Source organism: Kosakonia sp. MUSA4, from assembly GCF_013085925.1.
GTDB lineage: Bacteria > Pseudomonadota > Gammaproteobacteria > Enterobacterales > Enterobacteriaceae > Kosakonia > Kosakonia sacchari_B.
The window spans coordinates 4552892-4574457 of sequence record NZ_CP025697.1 but is presented as its reverse complement, the minus strand read 5'-3'; the positions used below and the strand labels follow the sequence as shown (position 1 = coordinate 4574457).

The following is a 21566-nucleotide window of genomic DNA, read 5'->3' as shown; positions in this document are numbered from 1 at the left end:
AAATAAATTGTCATATTCAGGATGTGAGTTCAATCTTTCATTTTTTAAAAAATACAAGTGCTTATAATCAGTCGCTCCCGTTTTTCCCCTTAGGTCTTCAGGCTATTGTGCTATCTGTTTTCAGTGTTGTTTTACAATTCATACCTTTCTCTAATAGTCCAGTGTTTCCAGTTTTCAGGTAACCGAGAAGGTCGGAGAAACCAAACCGGTTGGCAGGTTTACGGTGAGCATTAATAAGTGCCAGATCCTTCTCACTGAAATACGTCTTTCGGGTCAGCGTTACCTCACCCTCTGGTAATGTCAGTAAGGATTCTCGTTCCGACACTAAAAGAATCTGCCTCCTTGCATTTTAGTGCTGGGTAAAAAACTATATTTATTTTACTTAATCAACCGGGTTGTTATTGAGTTTGCCCCCCCTTAACAGTAGTACTCTTAAAAAAGCAATTTATTTTTTTCAATTTTAATTCAACTACTTCTGGATAACTATCACAGCGTTTTTTTCATAAATATTCTACTTGTCCCTGTTGGGATGCATTCAATACGACCAAACTCCACCCATCCGTGCTTTTTGTAGAAGTCAGGCGCTTGGAAACTTATTGTATACAAAAAAGCAGCTGAGCATCCTCTTTTTCTCCCTTCATCTTCAAACCTTCGGAGGATTTCTGTGCCAATACCATTTCTACGAAGTTCGGGAGGAAGATAAAAAAGATCAACAAAAAGTAATCCAAGTGAGGTTCGCCCTTGCATACCTCCAATGACCTTACCTGTTTTATTGGATTTTATTAATATATTCAGTGGCTTACGATCACTAATCCCTGTGATTAAATCGTTGAAATCATTGAGCCCTTCTTCAATTGGCATTGTATATTCAGCGGCTGAATCTTCGCTAATCTCATAAATTATTTCATTATTTATATTACACATTTTTACATTACCCCTAATTACTAAACATATATTTGTTAAACGTACCACTAAAAATTTCTTATACCTTCTTTCTTTGGCTACAGAATATCCACTTTATTTAACGTATAAGGATGAAAGGTATTCGCTTTTTAGTTCTCTGCTGGGTCCTTTCACGAAATCAATCCTAAAACTCGCATGTGAACATTTCTATCCTGGAATGTTCATATTATCAACATCTTATTGGCATCTCCATATGCATAGTGACAGCATAAGAACGCAATACGGATGCCATTTTTACTACTTTCACTAAACTTTCGCTCTAAGTCTGTCACTGAGTTGAATAGAGGGAGCAGTTTGGATGTTAAAAATTATAGTACGTTTTGGTTCCATAGGCCCTTAAAACCCTACGTTAAGGCTTTTTTTTGATCTTCCGACTTTAGCTGGTCTCAGTCGACGGAACTTACCAGAAAGCTGTATTTGGTTGCTTTTTCAGATATAATCACCTGTCAGATTAATGTGCTCCCAACCTGGCGTTGGCAAATGCGACAGCAGTTGTACATTGATCTTTAGTCCTTTAAGTTTCAGGGCATTGACTGCTCTATCCATATACACGGTATTCCTACCGGCCCGATCCGGTGAATTGTGATGTAAGACGGTAAGGTCAACAATCTTGGCGTTGACAACCTCAATCAAACAGGGAACGGTTACCACTTCTCTGATGCTGAAAAGCTACCCGAAGCACAATGGGTTGGCTAAAGCACTGAGGGAAATTAGCCACATTGACCGAATACTGTTTATGCTGGACTGGTTCCGCGATCCTGGGCTGCGTCTCAGGGTTCAGGACGGCCTGAACAAAGGAAAGCCCGGAATGCCCCTTGTCAGAGCAATCTTCATGCATCGTCTGGGAGAAATAAGGGATCGTGGTCTGGAAAACCAGATTTACCGTGCCAGTGGACTTACGCTGCTCACTGCATCGGTCACATTATGGAATACCGTATATATAGAAAATGCTATTAACCTCCTAAAAAATAAAGGACTATATTTCAATGAGTAATTTCTATCACACTTGTCCCCTCTGGGCTGGGAGCACATTAATCTGACACGAGACTATATCTCGCGAAACAATAAGAAAATGACAGATGGTAAGTATCGCCATTTACGACCTGTTGATGTCAGTCAGTACAAAAACAACCCCAAAGTACAATACTTTACGCTTCCCAAACGGAACTCTAAAATATGAATCCAAAACAGCACTCATATAATGTCTAATCGTATTCCACGTTGTAAGAATTCATGTTGATAATATATTAAAATGGTTTTGGCCAGAATGATAACCTTCGGGATAATGTACTGACGTCACAGCCGAACATCTTACCGACAGTATTACCCCACTCCTGGTACTTTGAAAGAGGGATTTGAATATCTTTTTTGCTGGCATAAATAATGACGTTACCACTGGATACAGTACAATAAAGAACAGTTTTAAAAAGCGAATGTAATGTATATGAAAAAAGCGAGTGAACGTCAGGAGGGATGTGGTAATTTATGACCAGCCATCCGTTGTCGTCAAGACGGTCTGCACAGGAAACTAAAAAACTCCGTTTTGATTGAAGTGGGTTCATAGCATCTTCTGAATAAAGGTCAGAAAATATAATATTATATTTTCCTGCACTTTTTCGGGTCATGAAATCATTCGCATCCTGAATATGGTAATGCGTTCTCGAGCCATCAGGTAATGAAAAATATTTTTCTGCAATGCGCATCACCGTCTCACGAAGTTCCACTACGTCCTGTACGATTTTATTATTACTGGCGTTAATAGCACGAACCAGGCAGCCACCTCCGAGTCCTAAAACAAGCGCCTTTTCAACAGGGGTAAAAGAGAGCGACATTAACATCGCCCTGATGTAATGATGAACTGGCATGGATGGCGACACCTTCATCATTTTGCTTTGTTCATAAATTTCATCAAAGGTTAAAATTAAATGGGTGCAATTTTCAATAACGATAACATTTCCGTATTCATCTTCCAGGTGAGCCAGTCTTTTTCCAAGTAAGCGAAAAGGAGAAAGTGATTTAACAGGGTCTGAAATAGGCATTCAATATTTTTCCAAAACGTTTAGGGCTAAGATCTGATAATCTTTAAGGTTCAATGCACGGAGTGCGGACTGATTTTATTAAGTATGTAACACATTGATAATACGCCCTTCGCTAAAATTCCACTGCGCAGATATTAAACCCTTATATTCTCACTGTAACATGCTGAGTCATTTTTCACATCTGAAACTACGATGAGCTTCCCGGTCTTGATGATCACTCTTGAAAAGTGATCCCGACCCGATCTACTATCTGCACCGTTGTACCGTTGCGTAAAGCAACATGCCAATGTCCCCCGCAATCTGAGAGGGACGCCTTCGGGTGATTGCATGCCAAAACCGTCATGACCTGAGAGACGGAGCCTTCGGGCGGTAAACCCGTCAGCCTTTGAAAATGGGGATCGCGTTTACAGCGATAAAGGATATTCCTTCACAAACAAGCTGTCTCTGACAGCCTTCCTGCAGACTCATCTGTCTGTTTTCTTCGTTTCGTCTCGATTTTTGACGACTGCATCCGTTGCAAACTTTGCGGCGTGGGTATGACCATTTGGAACATTTGGGCATCTTCCACGACTGCATTGAGAGCAGAGGAGCGCGGCGTCACTTGCGTTCGAGTGAAACGAGTACCAAGTGACGCCGCAAAGCGGCATACGTCAAAACCACGTAATACGTGCCTTCACAGGCGATTTGAAAGGTGTTTTCACGGGAATCACCAAATCGCATCTTTGTAATACGTCTCTGTTTTGCGTCCGTTTTCACGGACGGCCGCAAAACGCAAATCGTAACCAATGACTTTTTTAAGTCTTAACTACATGAAATCAGGAGGAAATCGTCCAGGTACTGAGGCGTTCACCGGAACCGGGTGAACGGGGAGCATAACAACCGTCGCACAGAGTGCTTAACGGGCTCCTGCAACAACTCAACTCAGCCTCGCCATGCTACACAGTACCTGATGGCCAGGAGGGCAAATTAACCGACACGCATGGACGTCTGACCAACGCACTGGTCATGGTTGAGGGCCTTTCTGCCGGGAGCTGCCTGCGGGTTGCTCGCGTCAGAAAGACCCGGGAAAAGTGATATGGAGACCCGATGAAGCAGAAAAGCACGCGTTCAAAGATCGAAGGATTCAGAAAGGACTTTATTTCTCTTGCCAGGAAAGGGGCCGGAGGATATGCGACCATCGCTGATCGTCAGAGGGTTGCCCGCTACTTTCTTAATCACCTTAAAGACACCGGTATCAAACTTCGCAGCGTTGACGCGCTGAAGGTTCGTTACGTCGAAAGTTATATTGCATATCGTAAAACGCAAAACATCAGCCATCGTACACTCCAGAATGAAATGTCTGTATTCCGGGGAATTTTCAGTGCAGCAGGGAAACACCGGCTTGCTGACCCGGATAATGAAAGACTGAGTAATAAAGCGCTCGGTATTTCGGGGGTTAACCGGGATGGCACTAAAACAGCTTTGACACGCGAAGAGTTTTCGAAAGCATTTAATGAAATTGAAAAACAGGATCGCGGCGTAGCTGCAACGATGAGGCTTGCCTTCGTTTTCGGGTTAAGAACCAAAGAAGCTGTTGAGGCCTGTAAATCAATATCCACATGGAAACGAGCGATTGAAAATGGTGATAAATCGATACGTGTTGTATTTGGAACCAAAGGAGGACGCCCCAGAGATACCACAATTATTGATCGCGATGAAGCACGTCGCGCAATAATTTACGCTGAAAAGGAAGCCAGGGAGCGTAATGGACGCTTTATTGATAAACCAGGAATTCATCAGGCAATTAATCGTTATCGGTATTTTGTCCGTAAAGTCGGACTGACAGGTGAAAAAGCGCCGCACAGTATGCGATATAATTTCGCCCGCGAGCTTTCATCTTTTCATAAAAAACAGGGATTCAATGAAAATGAAGTCATGGCAATGATCTCGATGGATCTTGGTCATGGGGATGGTCGTGGCCGTTATATCAGACAGGTATATTACCGTAACCATCAGGATAGTGAATAATGATCTACACTTTAAAACCGCATGACATAAAATACCTGGTTGTTTCCGCAAGCGACATTTCAGCCTTTCATTTCATTAAGCTCATTTCAGGTATCGAAGGTGAGTTACAGTCAGTCAGGAGTAAATTATTACTGGATTCCATTTTCATGGAATATGGTTTGCCTTACCCTGAGAACTATTTGAGGGACACTGAATATTATATTCAGCGTTATGTCTTTCTCATGACCGAACGGATGTCTGAGGCTGAGGAGTTAGGACTTATTCCTGATTAAAGGATTAAATATCTTGATGACCTTTTTCATCTGTTCAGTACGATCACCAGCGATGACTGGTGTAATCAGGCCCGGGCAACAGGCGTCACAAACGCGCGATATGTTTTGTCCGACTATGCGTTCTGGTGCCATGAAAATCATGAATGCGACTTTCTGTGGTGGTTCCTTAAGCAATACTCTTGAAGAAAGTAAAAACCTGAAGTACGATAAATTTGCTAACCGTTGTCCCTGTGACAACTGCCAATGTTCCGGTGATTTGAGAGGGACGCCTTAGGGTAATCACATGCCAATGCCATCACAACCTGAGAGATGGCGCTTTCGGGCGGTTCAAACCTGTTAACCTTTGCAAACAGGGACCTGATATCAGGTTAAGGTCCATTCAACTCATCTTCTGAATTTTCATCCCACGGGACAACGCTTCCCGTATCGGGTGGTTGTTTCCCTGCATCCCGGAGAGGCAACCATGCGTTTACTCGGTTTAATTCATTATTTTTCCATCGTTGCTGAACGCACACTGCGTTCATGTGCACCCCGCTCGCAACTGTCAGAGTGGTTTTACTGGTTCAGAGTTGACGCAGAGGCGTTGTGCCTTATTGCTGATCAGCTGAAGCGTGCCAGAGCCTTTATTCTGCTTGAAGATGAAGCGGAAGCAAAGATGTTCACTGAGTGCAGCGTTTACGATGCCGCTTATTTCTTCGGAGACCGTCAGTATCACGGTATGAGGAAACGCTGGCCCCGTGTATTACTCACGTATTTAACCAGAACCGGACTGGAGCTTGATGCCACCCGGTGGCAGGAAGGATGCCATAACGGTTTCCTGGAAGCGCGGAAGTCCCAGGCAGGTACGTTCGTACCCTGCTCATCAACCTTTGATTACGTCTGACTGAGTCAGGCATTCACCTCACCCGACGGGGACTTGCTCCCTCCGGGGCGGGTTTCCTTCACAGGAACCCGATCATGCATTCATCACACTCATTGTCTGATTATTACGAATCTCACCATGCCAGCGAGCAGATCGCTCACAAAATCACGCTGGCAAAGGCAGAAGGTGAGCTGCTGGGTATCGCAGCGCTTCGCCGCCTTGACCTTAATACCGGGACAGATGAAGACGGGTTTCCGTTTTACGTCTGGGATATGGCTGCTGTTGCACAAGGTCTTGCTACGTTGTCTGTACGCAATCTTATCCCTGAAGCCTGGCACTCTTTCTTTGAAGGCCTCTGCAATATGGCCAGAGAGATTGATGAAGCTGCCTGGACGTATTTTTTCGGGCGCGCAGTCACAGATGAAGAGAGCCTGATTAACGAAGAACGCTGGATGGACTGAAGGTCGTCTTTCAGTTCGACTTCAACCTGTTTGCGTAAGACTGATACGAAATTTGCTTTTCACCCTCAGGGGAACTCAGTTCCCGCCGGGGGATGGGTTCCGTCATTCTCAAAGGAATCCACCATGAAAGACTCATATACCAAAGAAGAACTGTTCCACATTTTAGCAAACGAGCGGACTTCTCATCGCATTGAGCTGGCCAGAGCGGAAGGTAATCTCATGATGATCGATGCCCTTCAGCGTCTTGGACTTGTTGACGAATCGGACGATGACAGTTTCCGGAACACAGACTGGAAACTGGGCGATGTGGCAGCGCAGCTCGCAGAGCTGTCGGTGCGCGGCGAGGTTCCGCCTTCATGGCAGGAGATGTTTGACCGTCTCTGTGAGAGGGGGCGGAAACTTAATGAAGCCGTCTGGACGTACTTTTACGACCGGGCGGTTGAGGACGAAGAGTGGCTTATTATGATGGAAAACAGCGAAGCTGCTTTCTGATTAAAGCCAGCTTATCACTGATGTACCAACCCATGCGGGGATAAACCTCCCTGCATCTGCGGTGACGGTTTTCTCCGCATTAACTAAGGAGAAAACCATGAGCAGTATAATACTGTTATTTATCACCCGTACCACGCGTGTCCTCAGCCGCATTTCAGAGGCAATGCGGCAGCAGCAGGCCGAATGGTTCACCAACCGCAGCGGTCACAGCAGTTTCCGCGCCGAGGTCGTTCAGTTTGAAGGGGGATTTACCGCCATCATTTCACGCAGAACGGGCTACAGTTCGCATGACTGGCAGTATCAGCAACTGGCCAGTGCCGGTCAGTTTGCCTCCGCACGTAAGGCTTTACGGGCGGGTTGGCAGATGGCGCAGCAGATGGCCGGGCTGCGTTACCGTTTCGACTGAATCATCGTTTACTGATTAACACTTCCCGGAGGGGCCTTCCCTCCCGGGGAGGCTTCCTCCTTTTTTTTCCTCGGAGGAAATATGATCCGCTTTACTTCTGATGAACTTCGTCCGCTGTTTACACAGAATCTGGGTATGCAGCGCCCGCTGATACTTGAAAAGAAACTGGGGATTTATCTTCGTGTACCGGATGACAGACGTCCGGGGGAGTGGCTGAAAGCCTGGGCTGCAGGCTGCAATCCGTCAAAAGATGCAGACTGGTTCACACTGGTCGACACTCTCATACCCGAACATGAGTTTTCCTTTCAGACCTTTATGGCGCAGAGCATGTTTGATGCCGTGCTGAATGACCATCATGACCTGCTCATGAAGCCTGTTATCAGTAATCTGAATAACGCGCTGACGCTTCACAAGGAAACGAGACCACCCCAGAAGGTGTATGTGCCGGTGGGCGAATATCGTTACCGGATACAGTGGCTTTATGAGCAGTCGTTACGTCACTTCCATGCCTGTGTGGGTGATGTTGAACGCCTCAGCTGGCGTTCACAGGCATTGCATGTTCTGGACCAGGTGATACGTCTGGACTCAAAACGGGCAAAACCCGCCGACCGGGAGAGGTTTGACCGGGCGGTCGAGAGCGTACGTGACCGTATCCGTTCGGTGATGTCCGACGGGTCCTTACGTTATTACTGATTTTTTCCACTCACCGGTGGCGCATCGTCCGCCACCGGGTGGGATGCGTCCCGCACACAGAGGCAGCATCCCATGAAGACAACCACCGGCCGGCGTAGAGCGGCGGCAGTGCATACTTCCGACCTGTATCAGCAGGTCACCGATAAAATCATTCTTGCGCTCGAAAACGGCGTGCCGCCCTGGCGGCCTCCGTGGCGTGCAGCTCAGAACGTGCACGGCAGCAGCCTGCCGGTCAATGCCGTCACCGGCCGCGCTTACAGTGGCATTAACGTACCGCTGCTGTGGATGGCCGCAGAAGAACACGGGTATACGTCCGACCGCTGGCTGACCTTCCGGCAGGCGAAAGCCGCCGGAGGTTACGTCAGGAAGAATGAGACCAGCGCGCTGGCCATCATTTACAAACCGTTCGAGAAACAGGCCCGTGACAGCAGTGATAACCTGCTGTTCCGGGACGGTGAACCGGTCATGGAGCAGCTGGCCGTACTGAAGCATCTGCAGCTGTTCAACGTTGCCCAGTGTGAAGGGCTGGCTGAATCTGTCAGAGGGGAAGCCGCTGATGCTGTTCCGGCTGCACAGCCGACCATACTCAGCGCGACGCAGTTGCAGCAGGTACAGCAGATACTCAGCGCCACTGGCGTCGTCTGCGACCATCGCCGGCAGGACCGCGCGTTTTACCGGACCGGTGCCGATCGCATCGTGATGCCGACGGTATCACAGTTCCGGACGGAGGCGGACTACTGGTCCACGCTGCTGCACGAACTGGTTCATGCCACCGGCCACGGCAGCCGCCTGAACCGGGAAGGTATTACCTCGTCATCACGGCAGTTCGGTGATCCGGTGTACGCTTTCGAGGAGCTGATAGCGGAAACCGGCAGTGCTTTTCTCTGCGCAGAGCTCGGTATCACCGGCGACGTGCAACACGAAAGCTATCTGGCCGGCTGGCTGAGAGTCCTTCGTGAAGACAAAAGAGCGATTTTCCGTGCCTGCCGTTTCGCCCGGGAAGCCTCGGAATATTTACTTGAGCCCCTGAACCGGAATACGGAACAGGCGGCATAACCTGACCTGGCGGCTCCGGCCGCCATCATCCCCCTGAGGGCATCTTCCTCAGGGAGATGCCCTCTTTTTGTTTCAACCGACAAGAGGAGTTTCACAATGTTTTCATGGTGCCATAACCGTCTGGAAATCACCGGTAAATCCGTCTGCCTCGATGTGATGCAGCCCTGGATTGCCGGCACGGAAAAACCGCTTTACCGGCACGCCATCCGGCAGGCGATAAAGCTGTTTCTTGCCGGCTGTGCCGGCATACTGAAGCCCGTCCGGGCGGTGGAGTACGCACCGTATCCGATGCTGACTGCATCTGGTACAGGTGCACAGACCTCGCCCAACCAGGCGTTCCAGCACTTTATCGAACTGCTGGAGCAGGATGCGTGGCTTGATACCAAAACAGTCTCCCGCATGGAAAAAATCTGGCTGCAGTCCGGCATCGATGCGCTGAAATGGGAAGCCATTCCCTTTCAGTCGCGGCAGATAATGGCGCATCTGATGGCCGTGCACTATGCCGACTGGTTTGGCGCTGCCGGTGCCGGTGGTCAGTTTGACCCGCAGGAGCGCTGGGAGTGGTTCAGCATAATGCCGGAGACGACCTGTACCTGCGACATGCTGATGGTGATGCCGTCACGTCTGGCCACGGAGCTCAATGGTCAAAGTGGTCTGTTCTCCGGGCTGAACACGTCATCCGAACTTTACATGCAGCTCTTTGGCATTGAGTTCCCGGCAGGCCATCAGGCCAGCTGGAGCCGTGATGAGGTGGGTTCACTTACGCTGAGCTTTGCGTCTCCCTGGTATCCGCCGTCAGGTGAGGTCATGGGCGAGATGTCGCAGCTGTTCGACTGTGAAATCCGGCACTACTGGATTTCACCTGACGCAGGCACGTCGGGCTACAACTGCTTTGACCGGGGCGACCACGTTGACAGCGGCCCGTACCCGACAGAAGAACTGCTGCAGTCAGCATCCGGCGACGGGGCCCGTATGTACCTGGTGACGCCGGAAACGGCTGCTGTACCCGCTGCAACCGCAGTGCACTACGGCAGTATTCGCGCATAACAATGATCCAAAGCCGGTTTACCGGCTTCACTGACCGGCCGCAGCGAAAGCTGTGGCCGTTTTTTCACCCTGAAGGGAACACCGTTTCCCTCCGGGAGCGTGTTCTCTTCGCCAGAGGAAGCACGCATGAAACAAGTCATAAACCACGAAAAGGCCTTTCTTTCACTTTTCAGCCAGACGGCACGTTACCACCGCCGGCACCAGGTGTTTGAAGATTTCATCAGTTGCAGCGTCATCGCACTGGAAAATCGCCTTCAGTTCTGCGAAAAGCGCGAGCAGAAGTATCTGCGCATCGTGTCCCGGTATGAAAAGCCCGACGTGGAGAACTTGGCGCATCTGCTGGCCCATGTGGTAAACGGGCTTGAGGAGGAACCGGGTGATTTTCTTGGCCGGGTCTTTATGCAGCTTGAGATGGGCGATAAATACCGTGGTCAGTTTTTTACACCCTGGAACGTCGGTGTGATGATGGCCAGAATGCAGCTTGGCAAAGTCGAAGAAAATTTCAGAGACAAGCCGTTTATCACGCTTTCCGAACCAGCTTGTGGCGCCGGCTGTATGGCGCTGGCCTTTGCCTCAGTTTTGCGTGAAGCAGGCTATTCTCCTCATCGATATTTGTGGGTGTCTGCAACTGACATCGATCCGCTGGCAGCAGGGATGGCGTACATACAGCTGTCACTGTGTGGGGTTGCTGGCGAAGTAGTAATCGGAAACGCTCTGAGCGACGAGCACCGCCGGGTACTCAGAACGCCAACCCATTACTGGGCAGGGTGGTCAAGGAGGCTGTAACACCGTGTCTTATCGTAGAATATAAGGTCAATTACACAACAATTTTACGTTGTAAAGCAGACCTGATACAGGTCTGCTTTTACGCGTTTAAAAACATATCTCATTCTATTCAAAGAGGGATGAAAAGTTACACATAAATATGACGCCCCCATTAATGAATTACAATTTACTAACCAACTCAACAATTTTAGTTATTTTTTCTTGCTTAATTAAATAGTCATTATAAGAACTGAGCGCCCCATTTATTAAAGTCTCAAAATATACAATCCGGCCATTTACCCCATCCATCATTGACTCTACCCATTTATGACCACGATCCATATCGCTGACTTCTTCTCCAAGAACAAATATGACCTGAACATGTGGTTCTTTTCCTGGCTCGGCAATCCTGGCGCATTTTTCAACAGCTTGCTTATACTTCCCGCCTTGTCCAGCAAGTGCATGAGCTGTTGTTTTTACGCTTGCCCTTTTTAATTCAATGATTAAGTGCACACCTGCTGCGTTTCTATACTTAATGTCAAGACGACCTTTTTTTTCTTCTGCAGATAGCCCAGCATCAATATTATCCCATTCTTTTTGAACTATTGACTCCATCCTTTCAGTACCTGAAGCCCGTTCCCAAGAAGGGTCTAATAACCATAGGTGAGTAAATAAATATTTTTGCAAAACCTTTTCTTTTTCGTTTTTATCAACAAGGTTTTCAAATTGCTTGATAACATCAACGCGACTTTTAGCTATTTCATAATACAATGTTGCTTCAAGGTCGTCTTGTTTTGCTAGTAGAGGTAGCAATCTGGAAGCATCTAGAACCATATCATCGGCAAGTTCATTACTCATCTCTTGGATTCGCAACCTTTCGAAAGCATAAATAGCATGTTTGAATAGTTCTCTTTTTTTCTTTTCATCCTCTAAAGGTAATGACTCAATTCGGGCAAGTAATTTTTTAGCGTGTGGTTGAGAGCCACTAGTTAAAGAATCAAGCCAATTTGATAAAATTGGATTCGCATCGGTTGCATCTTCCACGCCTGTATCCTCACGCCATGCGGACCACTGCCCGGCAATTTTTCTCATCGTCTGTTTTAGAAATGCCAATAAATACTGATAACGCTCGTCGTCTTCCACGACCCTTTGACGATCGCTAGTTGCGATATCTTCTTCTTCATCACTATCAAGGAAATCAGCTTCAAGTTGTCCGGTAAGATATTTCGTATAAAGGCCGCCATCATTGATATCTTCAAGTATGTTCTCTTGAAATAAACGCCCCCTTGATAACACTATGATATTATTTAGATTTCCTTCAGGGGATTTTAACTGTCCTGAACTCTTAACACTTCCTATCCAACCTTTTACAACCCACGCAGGATTTGGAGCCTTTTCTAAATTAGTTGACAACTGAGTACTATTCTTTAATTCTGGACATACTTTTTTGTAATCAATTCCTGATTCCATGTCCCAAAAAAATTGCAAGTTTGAGAGGTCATCTCTATCTTTGACAGTTATTTCCACACCATCAATAAGAACTTTAAATTGATCACCGCCAATAACTGAAAAGCGACGTGCGATCTTTTTACGTAAAGCGCTTGCGGTCAAAGAAAGTCTTTTTTTCTTAAGGTCACGAAGTATTATCTGCGTCCCTGAGATTATAGTTAATCCTTCGGGGTCTAACGGGCTAGGATAATAATTCGTTCCTCCCCTGTCGATTTCCTGTTGAATTTTATCAGCTTGCATTACTAACCCATGAGGTTGACCATCTTTAATAGATCTAACTTCAACAGTATTAGCGATGGAAAATAATGAAAGCTTACCAATTCCTTTTCTTCCCATCGGTTTTCTACCCGCTGGAGTTAACCTTAAATCGGGCTGATTTCGCTTCCGCCAACCGACATATAGATAACGCTGGTTCATGTCATCAACAGACATACCAAAACCATTATCACTTATTGTTATTTCGTTTTCGTCTAAGGATATCTCAACTTTGGTTGCATCAGCATCCCAAGAATTTGCAACCGCCTCAGTAAGAACAGCTGCAACATTGCTATAGAGATTTATACCAAGATGTCCTAGAACGCTCAGCCCTACTTGCATTGTATATTTATGGGGGCTTTCGTTTTCCTCAAGACGAATTATTTCTTTTTCCATTTCCACTCCCGTCAATTTTATCCTTCACATGCATCAAAAAACTCTGACCTACCACTTCACCTAATCTTACAGGAACGGCATTCCCTATCATTCGTCCTAGTTTACTAAAGTGTATCTTTCCATTTTCCGGAATAAATTCATAATGTTCAGGGAAACTCTGAAAAATAGCCGCTTCACGCAATGATATGGCTCTATTTTGAGTAGGATGTCCAAATCTACCATTTCCATAACCAAAACATAGAGTAGTCATTGTTGGAGCAGGTTCATTCCAGCTCATTCTTCCATACACACTTTGGTAGGTTTTTCCGGAATCTTTCTTGTGGCAATTTGCAACTATTTCGGGATCCCAGTCCTTCCATGTGCCACCTGGTTTAGATTGTTTGATTCTCTCTAGATTCAGTGGTGATAGATTAGCACATGCGTGTAGATAATCATTTCCGTCTCTCTCTCCTGCGCGTAGAGGGGCAAGGTGCCCAATAGCATCACGCACAGATAAATATGAGTTAGCATGAGTTGGCTCGTCTAATTTAATTTCGCCCAACTTTGATGCTAATAGAACTAACCTTTGTCTTTTTTGTGGAATACCATAATCTAAACAATTGACAACATTAGACCAAATAAAATAACCATTTTTCTTTAATGTATTTTTAAAATTCAAAAATACTGAATGGCCCTGGAGTTGCGGAACATTCTCCATAGTTATCAGTTCTGGTTGTGTCTCAGTGATTAATCGGCTAAACTCATTAAGTAGCTTCCATTTATTGTTATCAACACTTTTTCTTCCCTTTTGATAGGATGAAAAAGGTTGGCAGGGGGCGCAACCTGCCAAAAGTTTAATAGCATCTCTTTCCCAAAGTCTTAAAAGATCTTTACCAGACACTGTGCTAATGTCAGCGTGAATGTATGACGAAGAGTTGTTGGTCTCGTATGCCCATTTGCAATCAGGGTCTAAATCAATGCCTGCATGAACCTTAATACCTGAACGGATTAGCCCATGAGTTAATCCACCCACGCCGCAGAAAAGGTCAATAGCACTAACTTTCTTCATCTTTCCTTCACTTATACATGTAAAATCTGGTTGCGGGAACGTCGTCATCTCGCTCTGATTGCTAAGTGAATTTGCTTTAAACCACCTCACAATCCCTTGATAACAAACATCATATTCATATACGCAGAAAAGACAATCTTTGTATAGATATTGTAAATGCAAGATTTATTTAAATCTTTATTTTTCAATAAGATAATTATTATAGAGGCAATGACATTGAAGGGTACGCCAACGTGGGAAGGACATCCTTGATTGTTTATCTGGAAGTTTTACATACATTCCATTAACAAAATTAATGTGACACTTTCCCGTTTCATCATCAATACACGATTTTACTCGCCTTTTGGGTAACGATTAAGATTTGCTCACACATGCTGGCCGTCCAAGCACCTATAAGGCGCAGCGGGTTGGAAGATATGCAAGTGGACACAAGAATCTATCCCTCTGACCATTAGCCCCCTGATTGTGAACATTATTGCAGATTACCGCTAGCAACATCCGGGATTTGTTCCCACAGGCGTGATGTCCACGCTTTCTTAAGGTGCTCTGGGTTGGAGGAAATATAGGTCGCCGTGATACCGCTCTGTTTATTATTCCCACGAATTTCAAGTGTCAGGCGGTCATTACCTGCCCAGTTACGGCTCATGCGATAGTAACTGCCCGGCTGAGCCTCCCAACTGGTTCCCTCTGAAATTGCTGATGCTGACCAACCTGCGTTTCCCTGACCGCTGTTGCGCGCGGCGGAGACATCGTCGTCCGAAACAAACCCGTAATGCTGTTTAAGGCGCATGGCGGCAGTATCCACAGGAACTGAAATAGCTCCGGACGTCCAGACCACAGAATTACGTGGTGCCGGCTCTGCGTTGTCAGTTACAGGCTGCTGACTTGCTGGGTTGATCAGCGAATTCAGACTGCCGGGGCTGAGATAGCCTGAGAGGTTATTGCCGCTGCAGCCTGTCAGCGTTAACAGAATTGTCGTAAAGGAGAGCATTTTTTTCATGGTATTACCCTTAAAATTGAGGGCTGCACAGACAGCCCGTGATTATCAGAAAGTGAAGGTGAGCTGTGCTGCTGCGCCGTAACTGCGGTCGGTGCCGGCCATGCCGGTCAGATCGAAATGGACGACGTTGAAGGGTGAAATGCCGATGCCTGCGGTAAACACGTTGTTGTCGCTGTTGCGTATGTCTGCCCGATATCCCGCGCGCAGCTGTGCCCAGTCCCATGCGTTGAGTTCGGCACCCACACCGGCGTACTGCGCTTTTTCATCGGAGGCAAAGCCGCTGGCAGGGGTCAGATCAATATCAGTCGCCAGAGTGATGAAGCCGTTACTCCAGGATGTACCTGCTGTGGCCTGCGGACGGATCTGGAAGGTGTCTTTCAGACCGTTGATCTCGCGGGTCTCCACATTCCGGGAGACCAGGTTCTGCCCGGTCAGCCCCAGCGTCCATTCCGGCGTCAGCTGTGCGGCGAAGCCGATATCCACGTTGCCGCCAGTTTCGGAGCGTTTCCACTCACCACTGTGAAAGTCAGAGGTGCTGTAGTTATTGATAGATACGTTGTAGTTCCAGGTATCCACGCGCTGGAGTTTGGGCGTAACCCCTGCCGATACCGGCACGCCGGCCAGCGTGAACTGATGGGCCATTGCGAGTCCGTATTCACTGACCAGCGCCGCCACGCCTTCGGCACGGGAGGTCAGTTGGCTGAGGTCGTCACGGGAGGGCGAAAAAATGCCGGACTGTGCGGCATCGAGCCAGGCCAGATCGTGGTCAGTGACAACCGCGCGGGCTTTTGCCTGCCCCCAGCCTTTAACCACCAGAGCAAAGGGCAGTGTGTCATTCGGAATGGCAATAACTGCCGACACACCTGCGCTGGCCCGGCCGCTGTTCCCCGAAACGCCCTGCAGGGCTTTCTTCAACTCTGCTGCCTGCGCTGCGCTGTTTCCGCTGCCGGCAGAGTCACTCAGGCGATCCCAGCTGTCTTTAACGCGGTCAAATCCGTCCTGCAGATTATCCGGATCGCTGACCTGCGCGCCGATACTCGGGAGGATAATGCCGATCTCATCGCTGGCATCATGGCGCGTCATCAGGGCGGGGTTAACCAGCGCCGCTGCCGCGTAGCCGGATGAGGCCACGCCGGTTCCGCCCATTGCGTCATTGCGCGCCTCTGTCCAGGTGGACGCGGCATGGACAGAAGGAATAGCCGTGGTGACCAGTGCCAGTACGATGCTGCGTGTAATCATTGATACTTTCATCATTTATTTCCTTTCATCAGTTGTATTTTTTGGGTAAAACGAATCCCTGATGCTGACGCATCAATAAATAAGGGTGAGGCCCTGTGACGGTTTATTTAAAAATGTATGACGTACCAGTTGTTCATGTTCTGTTTTTAATTATCTCCCCCGCATAAATCTTCCATTCAGGCGAAAGGTGACTTTCGCTGTCAGCAATGCTTTTTATTTCATTGCCACTCCAGAGAGATTTAACTCCTCTCTCTTTTTGTTCGGAGAGATAAGTGCTGAGGATTGAAAGAATGGAAGCAGGCAGTTCATTTCCACGGACAAACTGCGTAAAAATATGTTCAGGTGCTGATACTGCTTCAATATCTCCCAGTCGGGACGCTCTTTTCATTATTTCGCAGAAAGTCAGAAAAGCGTTTGTCTCGTTATTCCCTGCCGCTGCATGCGGGATAATGCCACTGCAGGCCACGACCCGCAGGGTTATTCCGTTAATCTGTTTCAGCTGACGAATACAGACGACCGTGTCATTTTTACCGCAGATACTGTCAGTGCTGCTGTCCCGGCGAACAAGCGTAATGGCAGGTAGCGCTGTTCCGGCTCTGACCGCAGGGAAGATGCGGTCTGCCACATCCCGCCAGCTGGTGAACGTCACCGGCATGACAGGCTGCTCCACCGAACCGTCAAGCCAGTCAGGGGACACGCCGAACCACTCTGCCAGCTGACTGATAACAGGGGCCGTCAGATAATCCAGCGTGCGATCGCGGCTTTCCAGCACGCTGAGCCCCATATTCATGCCGGCCAGCAGCATAGCCACGTTGACCATGCTCAGCCGGTGCGCATCCATTAACAGCCAGAAGCGCTCATAGAGGCGCGTTACCACCGCCTGCCGGGGAGCGAGAGTGTCAAGCATCACCCCTTCAATCAGAATATTGACCAGTTCGGCAGTTGAAATACCGAGCCTCTGCGACACCCGGGTGATGAACTCGCGTACGACCGGCCGGAAACGGATGGCTACCGGTGCGCCCGCCGTTTTTTTACCGGTCGCAAACTGACTGACCAGCGACTCCATTTCCTCATCCTGCTCCAGCGCAATGCGGGAAAGGAGCGTTGTTATATTCTTTCGTTTCATAAGTTCCCTGGTGCTGGCTAATGCCATGATTTGACTTAAGTCACGCTCTTTTGTAGCCGCTGTGATTACGTTACCTGGCTGAGTGGCGTGTGTATAACGGAGAAAATCGATCGTTCAGATCGAATACACGCATGTATCCAGTGTGAAACGCCGCGGCAGCCTGCGACAGTGGAAATTATTTTCCCGGTCAGGAAGATTTACGCCGCAGAACCAGTACGGGCCAGTCACTGCGGAAGTCCGTGCGCCAGCGCCACTGCCTGAAAAGGATTTCCAGTTGCATCAGCGCTCTCTTTGCCGGTGTGAAGTGAGTGCAGTAAGTCCGGCTGTGGACGGTTATTCCACTTTCTGCGATACAGAGCAGCACCCGACGGGCACGAATGCCGGTCAGAAGGTGCGAGGAAATGATAACGGTGCGGTGTTTTTCCAGTGCTTGCCGGGTTGATGCGTTCACGCTCTGCCAGAACTGATGGACCCGCTCTGGTGTGAGGTCTGTGGTGGGCTGCCAGGGTGCAAGATGCACCCATGCCCGTCTGCGGCGGTGGCTGATCAGCGTCATCGCCGGCCTGAACTGTCGCTCTGCCCGGGCAAACGGACGCAGCAGGAAAGGAAGACAGAACAGCAGCGCCCAGACCAGATAAAACCTGATGTGGGGGCTGCCAGCGGTAAAACTCAGGCTCATTGCCCCTGAGAGAGCAATCCAGAGAAGGAGAACAGAGAAAACAAAGGCTTGCTGCATGGAGAGACTCCCGGTAGCGGTGGAAACTGAGGCATGCAGGAGAGCACCATGCTGTTATCCCGGCACCTCAAAAATCTGAAACCACTTCTGAATATTTTCTCAAGCAGGATTTCTGTCAGGGGCGTTTCAGGGTTTTAGGTTGAAATTATCGGGGGGGCTTTTAGCGTAGCGTCATTTTCAGCAGGTTTATTCTGGCGGAGGTAACGGTGCGTGGACTTAACTGGTTAACAGGACGGGGCAGGCAGGAAAGCCGGGTCGAAGAGAGTCTGTCGCAGAGCGTTACACCGCCCCGGGCTGTTGCGGACGATGGCTGGCGTCCCGTGCAGACAGGGAGGTCCCTGCTGCAGACAGAAGAACACCTCCGCCTTATCCGGGTGCTGACAGAAAACAGTCCGCTGTCACAGCAGGTCACGGAAGCCTGGTGGTTGCGCCCGCTTGAGGAAATGGCGGCGCGGGTGCAGGCGTGCCCGGCGGCCTGGGCTGGTCCGTTCTCTGGTCCGGGAGGGTTTACCGGACAAAGTCTGAACGTGGCCACGCGTGCAGTGAGGCTGGTTCGCGGCATGATGCTGCCACCAGGGGCCACGCCTGAAGAGCAGGCGGAGCAGACGCCCGGGTGGGTCTGTGCCGCGTACTGGGCGGGGCTGTTCCATCACCTGCCCTGGCTGATGCGGGTGGAGGGGGCACTGAAAAGCGGGCGGGTCTGGTATCCGGGGCTGAGTGTGCCCGGAGAATCATGGCGCGTCAGGCCGGCCAGTGAGCCATCAGGTGAGATGAGCAGCGTATTTGTGGCGTTCAGGCTCCTGCCTGAGGCCGCCCTGCTGTGGCTGCAGCGCTGGCCTGCTCTGTCAGATATGCTGCTGCTGTTTCTGTCGGGGCGCCGTGCCGAAGCCGGGATACTGAACAGTATTGTGAACGATGCGCTGCGCAGCTGTGGCATCTCTGATACGGTCATTATGTCCGGCCTGACTTCCGGTCAGATCCCTCTGGTGCCGGCAGAGCCTGCAACTGGTCATACCCCCCCTAAATTATATGAAGCTGATACTGGCTCATTGTCCAGTCTCGATAATTCCCCGGACCCTTCTGTACCAATTAAAACCGGAGACCTGACCTACAGTGAGAGTCAGGACGGGGAGAACTCGCCAGTCGATACACTACAGCCGTTTCCTTCTCTGGCGCTGGAGTCTGCTCTCTCTTCTGAGGTACTGCTGCATTCTGAAGAAAATGATGTCAGTACCGGCGGAGATGGTGAGACGCAGGTATCCACTGAGAACCTCCTGTCAATGCTGGACCTGATGGCAGAAGGGAAAGTGCTTCAGGCAACGGAAAATGCACCTGCGGACAACAAGCCAGCTGCATTTCCCCCGGATGAAATGGCCCCTCCCTCTGAAGAGAAGACTGCCCCGGGAAAGCAGGACGGTGAGTTATTTCTGGAGTGGGTTCGGGACAGCGTTGAGGACGGCACGCTCAGCGTTAATGAAAAGGACAGTATCCTGCACGTTCTGGCACAGTTTGTATTCCTCGTTTCACCGGTCTGTTTTTACCGTTACAACTCAACAGCGGGAGGTGACGGGGCAGATAAGGACAGGCTGCAGAAAAATTTTGAGGCACTGAACGTACACCATTCACGAAGTGGTAAGGGGTTATTCCATTACCATCAATACGACACGCCGGATAAAGGCGGTCGTTTTACCAAAGTGTCAGGCTACATGATTAACGCTGACATTATTTTTAAAAAAGGGAGCTGTCCTGCGGACAGTATATGGCTTTCAGCGAAGAAATAATTTGCTGAGGTTGATTTAATATTACGAGGTCATTATGGCAGACATTATGACGTTTGAAAAAATTCTCGATGACTATTTTTTCAATAAAGTTCTTCGTCGTGCAACTGAATGGAGCTACAAAAAGGTTGTGAGAACGTTCCTGGAATTTTACGGTGAAGATATTCTTCCGGAAAATGTAACGCGGATGGATGTTCTGAAATGGCGACGGCATGTTCTGAATGAACAGATGTCCAGCAAGCGGACATGGAATAACAAGGTTGCTCATATGCGGGCAGTATTTAATCATGCCATCACAAATAAACTTATTTCAGCCAGAGAGAATCCGTTTAACCGGGTGATTGTTAAACCCGATATTAAACGAAAAAAAACACTCTCCGGTGAACAGATGAAGAAAATTGATTTAATCATGGAAAGGAAAATTGAACTTGAGCAGATGGGTGTTCACGATCCCCGGCCAAATGCCCTTGAACCCGCCTGGTTCTGGATGACCGTCATTGAGACACTTAAGTTCACCGGTATGCGCCAGAATCAGCTGCTGCACATACGGCTGTGTGATGTGGATCTGAAGCTGGGCGTCATTGAATTACAGGCGGAAGGCTCTAAAAATCACCGGGAGCATCGTGTGCCGATTACCGCCCGGCTGAGACCGAGGCTTGAACATCTGTATCTTATGTCTGTACAGAAGGGAGCCAAAAAAGGGGAGCAGTTATTCAACATCAACCGGTTTACACCGAAAAAGAAAAGAATTATCCGGGCAAAAAACATGGATCACCTCCCGATGAGGGCTTTTTTCAGAAGGCTCTCCAGGGAGTGCCAGTGTGATGTGAGCCCGCATCGGTTCAGACATACCATAGCCACTGACCTGATGAAACGGCCAGAGAGAAGCCTGAATGATGTACAGATGCTGCTCGGTCATTCCAGCGTTGCAGTGACCCTGGAATATGTCGAAGCAAACATGGATAACCTGAGGCGCAACCTTGAAGCCGCGTATGCAGCTTAGGAGTAATCCTAAGTCAAATTTATAAGAGTTTGATATATAAATGGGAAAAAATGGCGGGTTTTCCTTTACAGATCGTTGACAGAGCAGCGATGAGAAGGTAAATAACTGTAACTGAAATTATTGGGATGTGAGAAATCCGGATGATGTTCCAACCATCATCCGGATTCTTAATCCCTTAACCCTCAGGTGCAGAACGATCTCACCTCATCCTGCACGATGACGATTAGGGACTCTGTCATGCCCGTTAAGGATCTCATCCCTTAACGAACAGGCTCTGAAGAGTGGTGCCCGAACCCGGAATCGAACCAGGGACACGGGGATTTTCAATCCCCTGCTCTACCGACTGAGCTATCCGGGCAACGGGGCGCATTAAACCTGATTCCCCACGCTCCGTCAACGAAATTTCTTTAATT

The 21566-nt window shown here is 48.6% G+C and carries 21 protein-coding genes, 1 tRNA gene and 2 pseudogenes; 13 read left to right on the top strand and 11 right to left on the bottom strand.

Going from position 1 to position 21566, the window contains the following annotated elements; genetic code table 11:
• Nucleotides 1-97: 97 nt before the first annotated feature.
• The 3 genes and pseudogenes from C0557_RS21610 to C0557_RS21600 form a co-directional block, all read right to left on the bottom strand.
• Nucleotides 98-334 (bottom strand): DUF4158 domain-containing protein, encoded by a 237-nt coding sequence (locus tag C0557_RS21610; RefSeq protein ID WP_371813272.1) that lies wholly within the window; start codon nucleotides 332-334, stop codon nucleotides 98-100.
• A gap of 152 nt (nucleotides 335-486) precedes the next feature.
• A complete protein-coding gene (locus C0557_RS21605; protein ID WP_208663084.1) occupies nucleotides 487-924 on the bottom strand; it encodes a GNAT family N-acetyltransferase in 438 nt (145 codons plus the stop codon).
• Nucleotides 925-1299: 375 nt separating this feature from the next.
• Nucleotides 1300-1521: pseudogene (locus C0557_RS21600) on the bottom strand (Tn3 family transposase); the annotation flags it as partial.
• A gap of 49 nt (nucleotides 1522-1570) precedes the next feature.
• Here C0557_RS21600 and C0557_RS21595 point away from each other — a divergent pair.
• A pseudogene (locus C0557_RS21595) lies at nucleotides 1571-2143 on the top strand (Tn3 family transposase); the annotation flags it as partial.
• 67 nt (nucleotides 2144-2210) lie between these two features.
• Here the strand turns inward: C0557_RS21595 and C0557_RS21590 are convergent.
• Entirely contained in the window at nucleotides 2211-3002 is a 792-nt protein-coding gene (locus C0557_RS21590; protein ID WP_208660926.1) for a spermidine synthase, read from the bottom strand.
• A 1086-nt stretch (nucleotides 3003-4088) separates the two neighbouring features.
• On the opposite strand from C0557_RS21590, the gene C0557_RS21585 reads away from it, so the two are divergent.
• The 10 genes from C0557_RS21585 (at nucleotide 4089) to C0557_RS21540 (ending at nucleotide 11084) form a co-directional block, all read left to right on the top strand.
• The gene (locus C0557_RS21585) at nucleotides 4089-5009 is read left to right on the top strand and encodes an integrase domain-containing protein (RefSeq protein WP_208660924.1); all 921 of its coding nucleotides are present in this window, start codon (nucleotides 4089-4091) and stop codon (nucleotides 5007-5009) included.
• Nucleotides 5009-5281, top strand: a complete 273-nt coding sequence (locus C0557_RS21580; RefSeq protein WP_208660921.1) for a hypothetical protein — start codon at nucleotides 5009-5011, stop codon at nucleotides 5279-5281. The genes C0557_RS21585 and C0557_RS21580 overlap by 1 nt, the downstream gene beginning before the upstream one ends.
• Before the next feature lie 463 nt (nucleotides 5282-5744).
• Complete coding sequence (locus C0557_RS21575) at nucleotides 5745-6164, top strand: hypothetical protein (protein ID WP_208660913.1); 420 nt, start codon at nucleotides 5745-5747, stop codon at nucleotides 6162-6164.
• Between the two features lie 74 nt (nucleotides 6165-6238).
• Nucleotides 6239-6604, top strand: a complete 366-nt coding sequence (locus C0557_RS21570) for a hypothetical protein (protein WP_208660910.1) — start codon at nucleotides 6239-6241, stop codon at nucleotides 6602-6604.
• A 123-nt stretch (nucleotides 6605-6727) separates the two neighbouring features.
• On the top strand, nucleotides 6728-7096 hold the full coding sequence (locus C0557_RS21565) for a hypothetical protein (protein WP_208660908.1): 369 nt from the start codon (nucleotides 6728-6730) through the stop codon (nucleotides 7094-7096).
• A 97-nt stretch (nucleotides 7097-7193) separates the two neighbouring features.
• On the top strand, nucleotides 7194-7502 hold the full coding sequence (locus C0557_RS21560; protein ID WP_208660901.1) for a hypothetical protein: 309 nt from the start codon (nucleotides 7194-7196) through the stop codon (nucleotides 7500-7502).
• A gap of 81 nt (nucleotides 7503-7583) precedes the next feature.
• On the top strand, nucleotides 7584-8195 hold the full coding sequence (locus C0557_RS21555; RefSeq protein ID WP_208660899.1) for a hypothetical protein: 612 nt from the start codon (nucleotides 7584-7586) through the stop codon (nucleotides 8193-8195).
• 72 nt (nucleotides 8196-8267) lie between these two features.
• Nucleotides 8268-9251, top strand: a complete 984-nt coding sequence (locus C0557_RS21550) for an ArdC family protein (protein ID WP_208660896.1) — start codon at nucleotides 8268-8270, stop codon at nucleotides 9249-9251.
• Between the two features lie 96 nt (nucleotides 9252-9347).
• On the top strand, nucleotides 9348-10298 hold the full coding sequence (locus C0557_RS21545) for a DUF1281 domain-containing protein (RefSeq protein WP_208660894.1): 951 nt from the start codon (nucleotides 9348-9350) through the stop codon (nucleotides 10296-10298).
• 126 nt (nucleotides 10299-10424) lie between these two features.
• Entirely contained in the window at nucleotides 10425-11084 is a 660-nt protein-coding gene (locus tag C0557_RS21540) for an SAM-dependent DNA methyltransferase (protein ID WP_208660892.1), read from the top strand.
• A gap of 159 nt (nucleotides 11085-11243) precedes the next feature.
• Here C0557_RS21540 and C0557_RS21535 read toward each other — a convergent pair whose 3' ends face one another.
• The 6 genes from C0557_RS21535 to C0557_RS21510 all read right to left on the bottom strand — a co-directional run bounded on the left by C0557_RS21535 (nucleotide 11244) and on the right by C0557_RS21510 (nucleotide 18372).
• Nucleotides 11244-13223 (bottom strand): ATP-binding protein, encoded by a 1980-nt coding sequence (locus C0557_RS21535; RefSeq protein ID WP_208660884.1) that lies wholly within the window; start codon nucleotides 13221-13223, stop codon nucleotides 11244-11246.
• A complete protein-coding gene (locus C0557_RS21530; protein WP_208660864.1) occupies nucleotides 13198-14271 on the bottom strand; it encodes a DNA cytosine methyltransferase in 1074 nt (357 codons plus the stop codon). Before C0557_RS21530 ends, C0557_RS21535 begins: the two co-directional genes overlap by 26 nt.
• Before the next feature lie 472 nt (nucleotides 14272-14743).
• Nucleotides 14744-15271 (bottom strand): membrane lipoprotein lipid attachment site-containing protein, encoded by a 528-nt coding sequence (locus tag C0557_RS21525; RefSeq protein WP_208660862.1) that lies wholly within the window; start codon nucleotides 15269-15271, stop codon nucleotides 14744-14746.
• A gap of 45 nt (nucleotides 15272-15316) precedes the next feature.
• Nucleotides 15317-16525, bottom strand: a complete 1209-nt coding sequence (locus C0557_RS21520) for a conjugal transfer protein TraF (RefSeq protein WP_208660860.1) — start codon at nucleotides 16523-16525, stop codon at nucleotides 15317-15319.
• 118 nt (nucleotides 16526-16643) lie between these two features.
• A complete protein-coding gene (locus C0557_RS21515; protein WP_253073756.1) occupies nucleotides 16644-17663 on the bottom strand; it encodes a conjugal transfer protein TraE in 1020 nt (339 codons plus the stop codon).
• 160 nt (nucleotides 17664-17823) lie between these two features.
• Nucleotides 17824-18372 (bottom strand): hypothetical protein, encoded by a 549-nt coding sequence (locus C0557_RS21510; protein WP_208660858.1) that lies wholly within the window; start codon nucleotides 18370-18372, stop codon nucleotides 17824-17826.
• 206 nt (nucleotides 18373-18578) lie between these two features.
• On the opposite strand from C0557_RS21510, the gene C0557_RS21505 reads away from it, so the two are divergent.
• A complete protein-coding gene (locus tag C0557_RS21505; RefSeq protein WP_253073755.1) occupies nucleotides 18579-20153 on the top strand; it encodes a TraI domain-containing protein in 1575 nt (524 codons plus the stop codon).
• 34 nt (nucleotides 20154-20187) lie between these two features.
• Nucleotides 20188-21153 carry a site-specific integrase gene (locus C0557_RS21500; protein WP_208660856.1) on the top strand — a complete coding sequence of 322 codons (966 nt, stop codon included), beginning with the start codon at nucleotides 20188-20190 and terminating at the stop codon, nucleotides 21151-21153.
• 282 nt (nucleotides 21154-21435) lie between these two features.
• Here C0557_RS21500 and C0557_RS21495 read toward each other — a convergent pair.
• Nucleotides 21436-21511: transfer RNA gene (locus C0557_RS21495), tRNA-Phe, on the bottom strand.
• Nucleotides 21512-21566: the final 55 nt, after the last annotated feature.

Excerpts from the sequence above, each read along its gene's own strand:
- C0557_RS21605 (WP_208663084.1), bottom strand. The coding sequence starts at position 924 with ATGTGTAATATAAATAATGAAATAATTTATGAGATTAGCGAAGATTCA.
- C0557_RS21590 (WP_208660926.1), bottom strand. The coding sequence starts at position 3,002 with ATGCCTATTTCAGACCCTGTTAAATCACTTTCTCCTTTTCGCTTACTT.
- C0557_RS21585 (WP_208660924.1), top strand. The coding sequence starts at position 4,089 with ATGAAGCAGAAAAGCACGCGTTCAAAGATCGAAGGATTCAGAAAGGAC.
- C0557_RS21580 (WP_208660921.1), top strand. The coding sequence starts at position 5,009 with ATGATCTACACTTTAAAACCGCATGACATAAAATACCTGGTTGTTTCC.
- C0557_RS21575 (WP_208660913.1), top strand. The coding sequence starts at position 5,745 with ATGCGTTTACTCGGTTTAATTCATTATTTTTCCATCGTTGCTGAACGC.
- C0557_RS21570 (WP_208660910.1), top strand. The coding sequence starts at position 6,239 with ATGCATTCATCACACTCATTGTCTGATTATTACGAATCTCACCATGCC.
- C0557_RS21565 (WP_208660908.1), top strand. The coding sequence starts at position 6,728 with ATGAAAGACTCATATACCAAAGAAGAACTGTTCCACATTTTAGCAAAC.
- C0557_RS21560 (WP_208660901.1), top strand. The coding sequence starts at position 7,194 with ATGAGCAGTATAATACTGTTATTTATCACCCGTACCACGCGTGTCCTC.
- C0557_RS21555 (WP_208660899.1), top strand. The coding sequence starts at position 7,584 with ATGATCCGCTTTACTTCTGATGAACTTCGTCCGCTGTTTACACAGAAT.
- C0557_RS21550 (WP_208660896.1), top strand. The coding sequence starts at position 8,268 with ATGAAGACAACCACCGGCCGGCGTAGAGCGGCGGCAGTGCATACTTCC.
- C0557_RS21545 (WP_208660894.1), top strand. The coding sequence starts at position 9,348 with ATGTTTTCATGGTGCCATAACCGTCTGGAAATCACCGGTAAATCCGTC.
- C0557_RS21540 (WP_208660892.1), top strand. The coding sequence starts at position 10,425 with ATGAAACAAGTCATAAACCACGAAAAGGCCTTTCTTTCACTTTTCAGC.
- C0557_RS21535 (WP_208660884.1), bottom strand. The coding sequence starts at position 13,223 with ATGGAAAAAGAAATAATTCGTCTTGAGGAAAACGAAAGCCCCCATAAA.
- C0557_RS21530 (WP_208660864.1), bottom strand. The coding sequence starts at position 14,271 with ATGAAGAAAGTTAGTGCTATTGACCTTTTCTGCGGCGTGGGTGGATTA.
- C0557_RS21525 (WP_208660862.1), bottom strand. The coding sequence starts at position 15,271 with ATGAAAAAAATGCTCTCCTTTACGACAATTCTGTTAACGCTGACAGGC.
- C0557_RS21520 (WP_208660860.1), bottom strand. The coding sequence starts at position 16,525 with ATGATGAAAGTATCAATGATTACACGCAGCATCGTACTGGCACTGGTC.
- C0557_RS21515 (WP_253073756.1), bottom strand. The coding sequence starts at position 17,663 with ATGGCATTAGCCAGCACCAGGGAACTTATGAAACGAAAGAATATAACA.
- C0557_RS21510 (WP_208660858.1), bottom strand. The coding sequence starts at position 18,372 with ATGCAGCAAGCCTTTGTTTTCTCTGTTCTCCTTCTCTGGATTGCTCTC.
- C0557_RS21500 (WP_208660856.1), top strand. The coding sequence starts at position 20,188 with ATGGCAGACATTATGACGTTTGAAAAAATTCTCGATGACTATTTTTTC.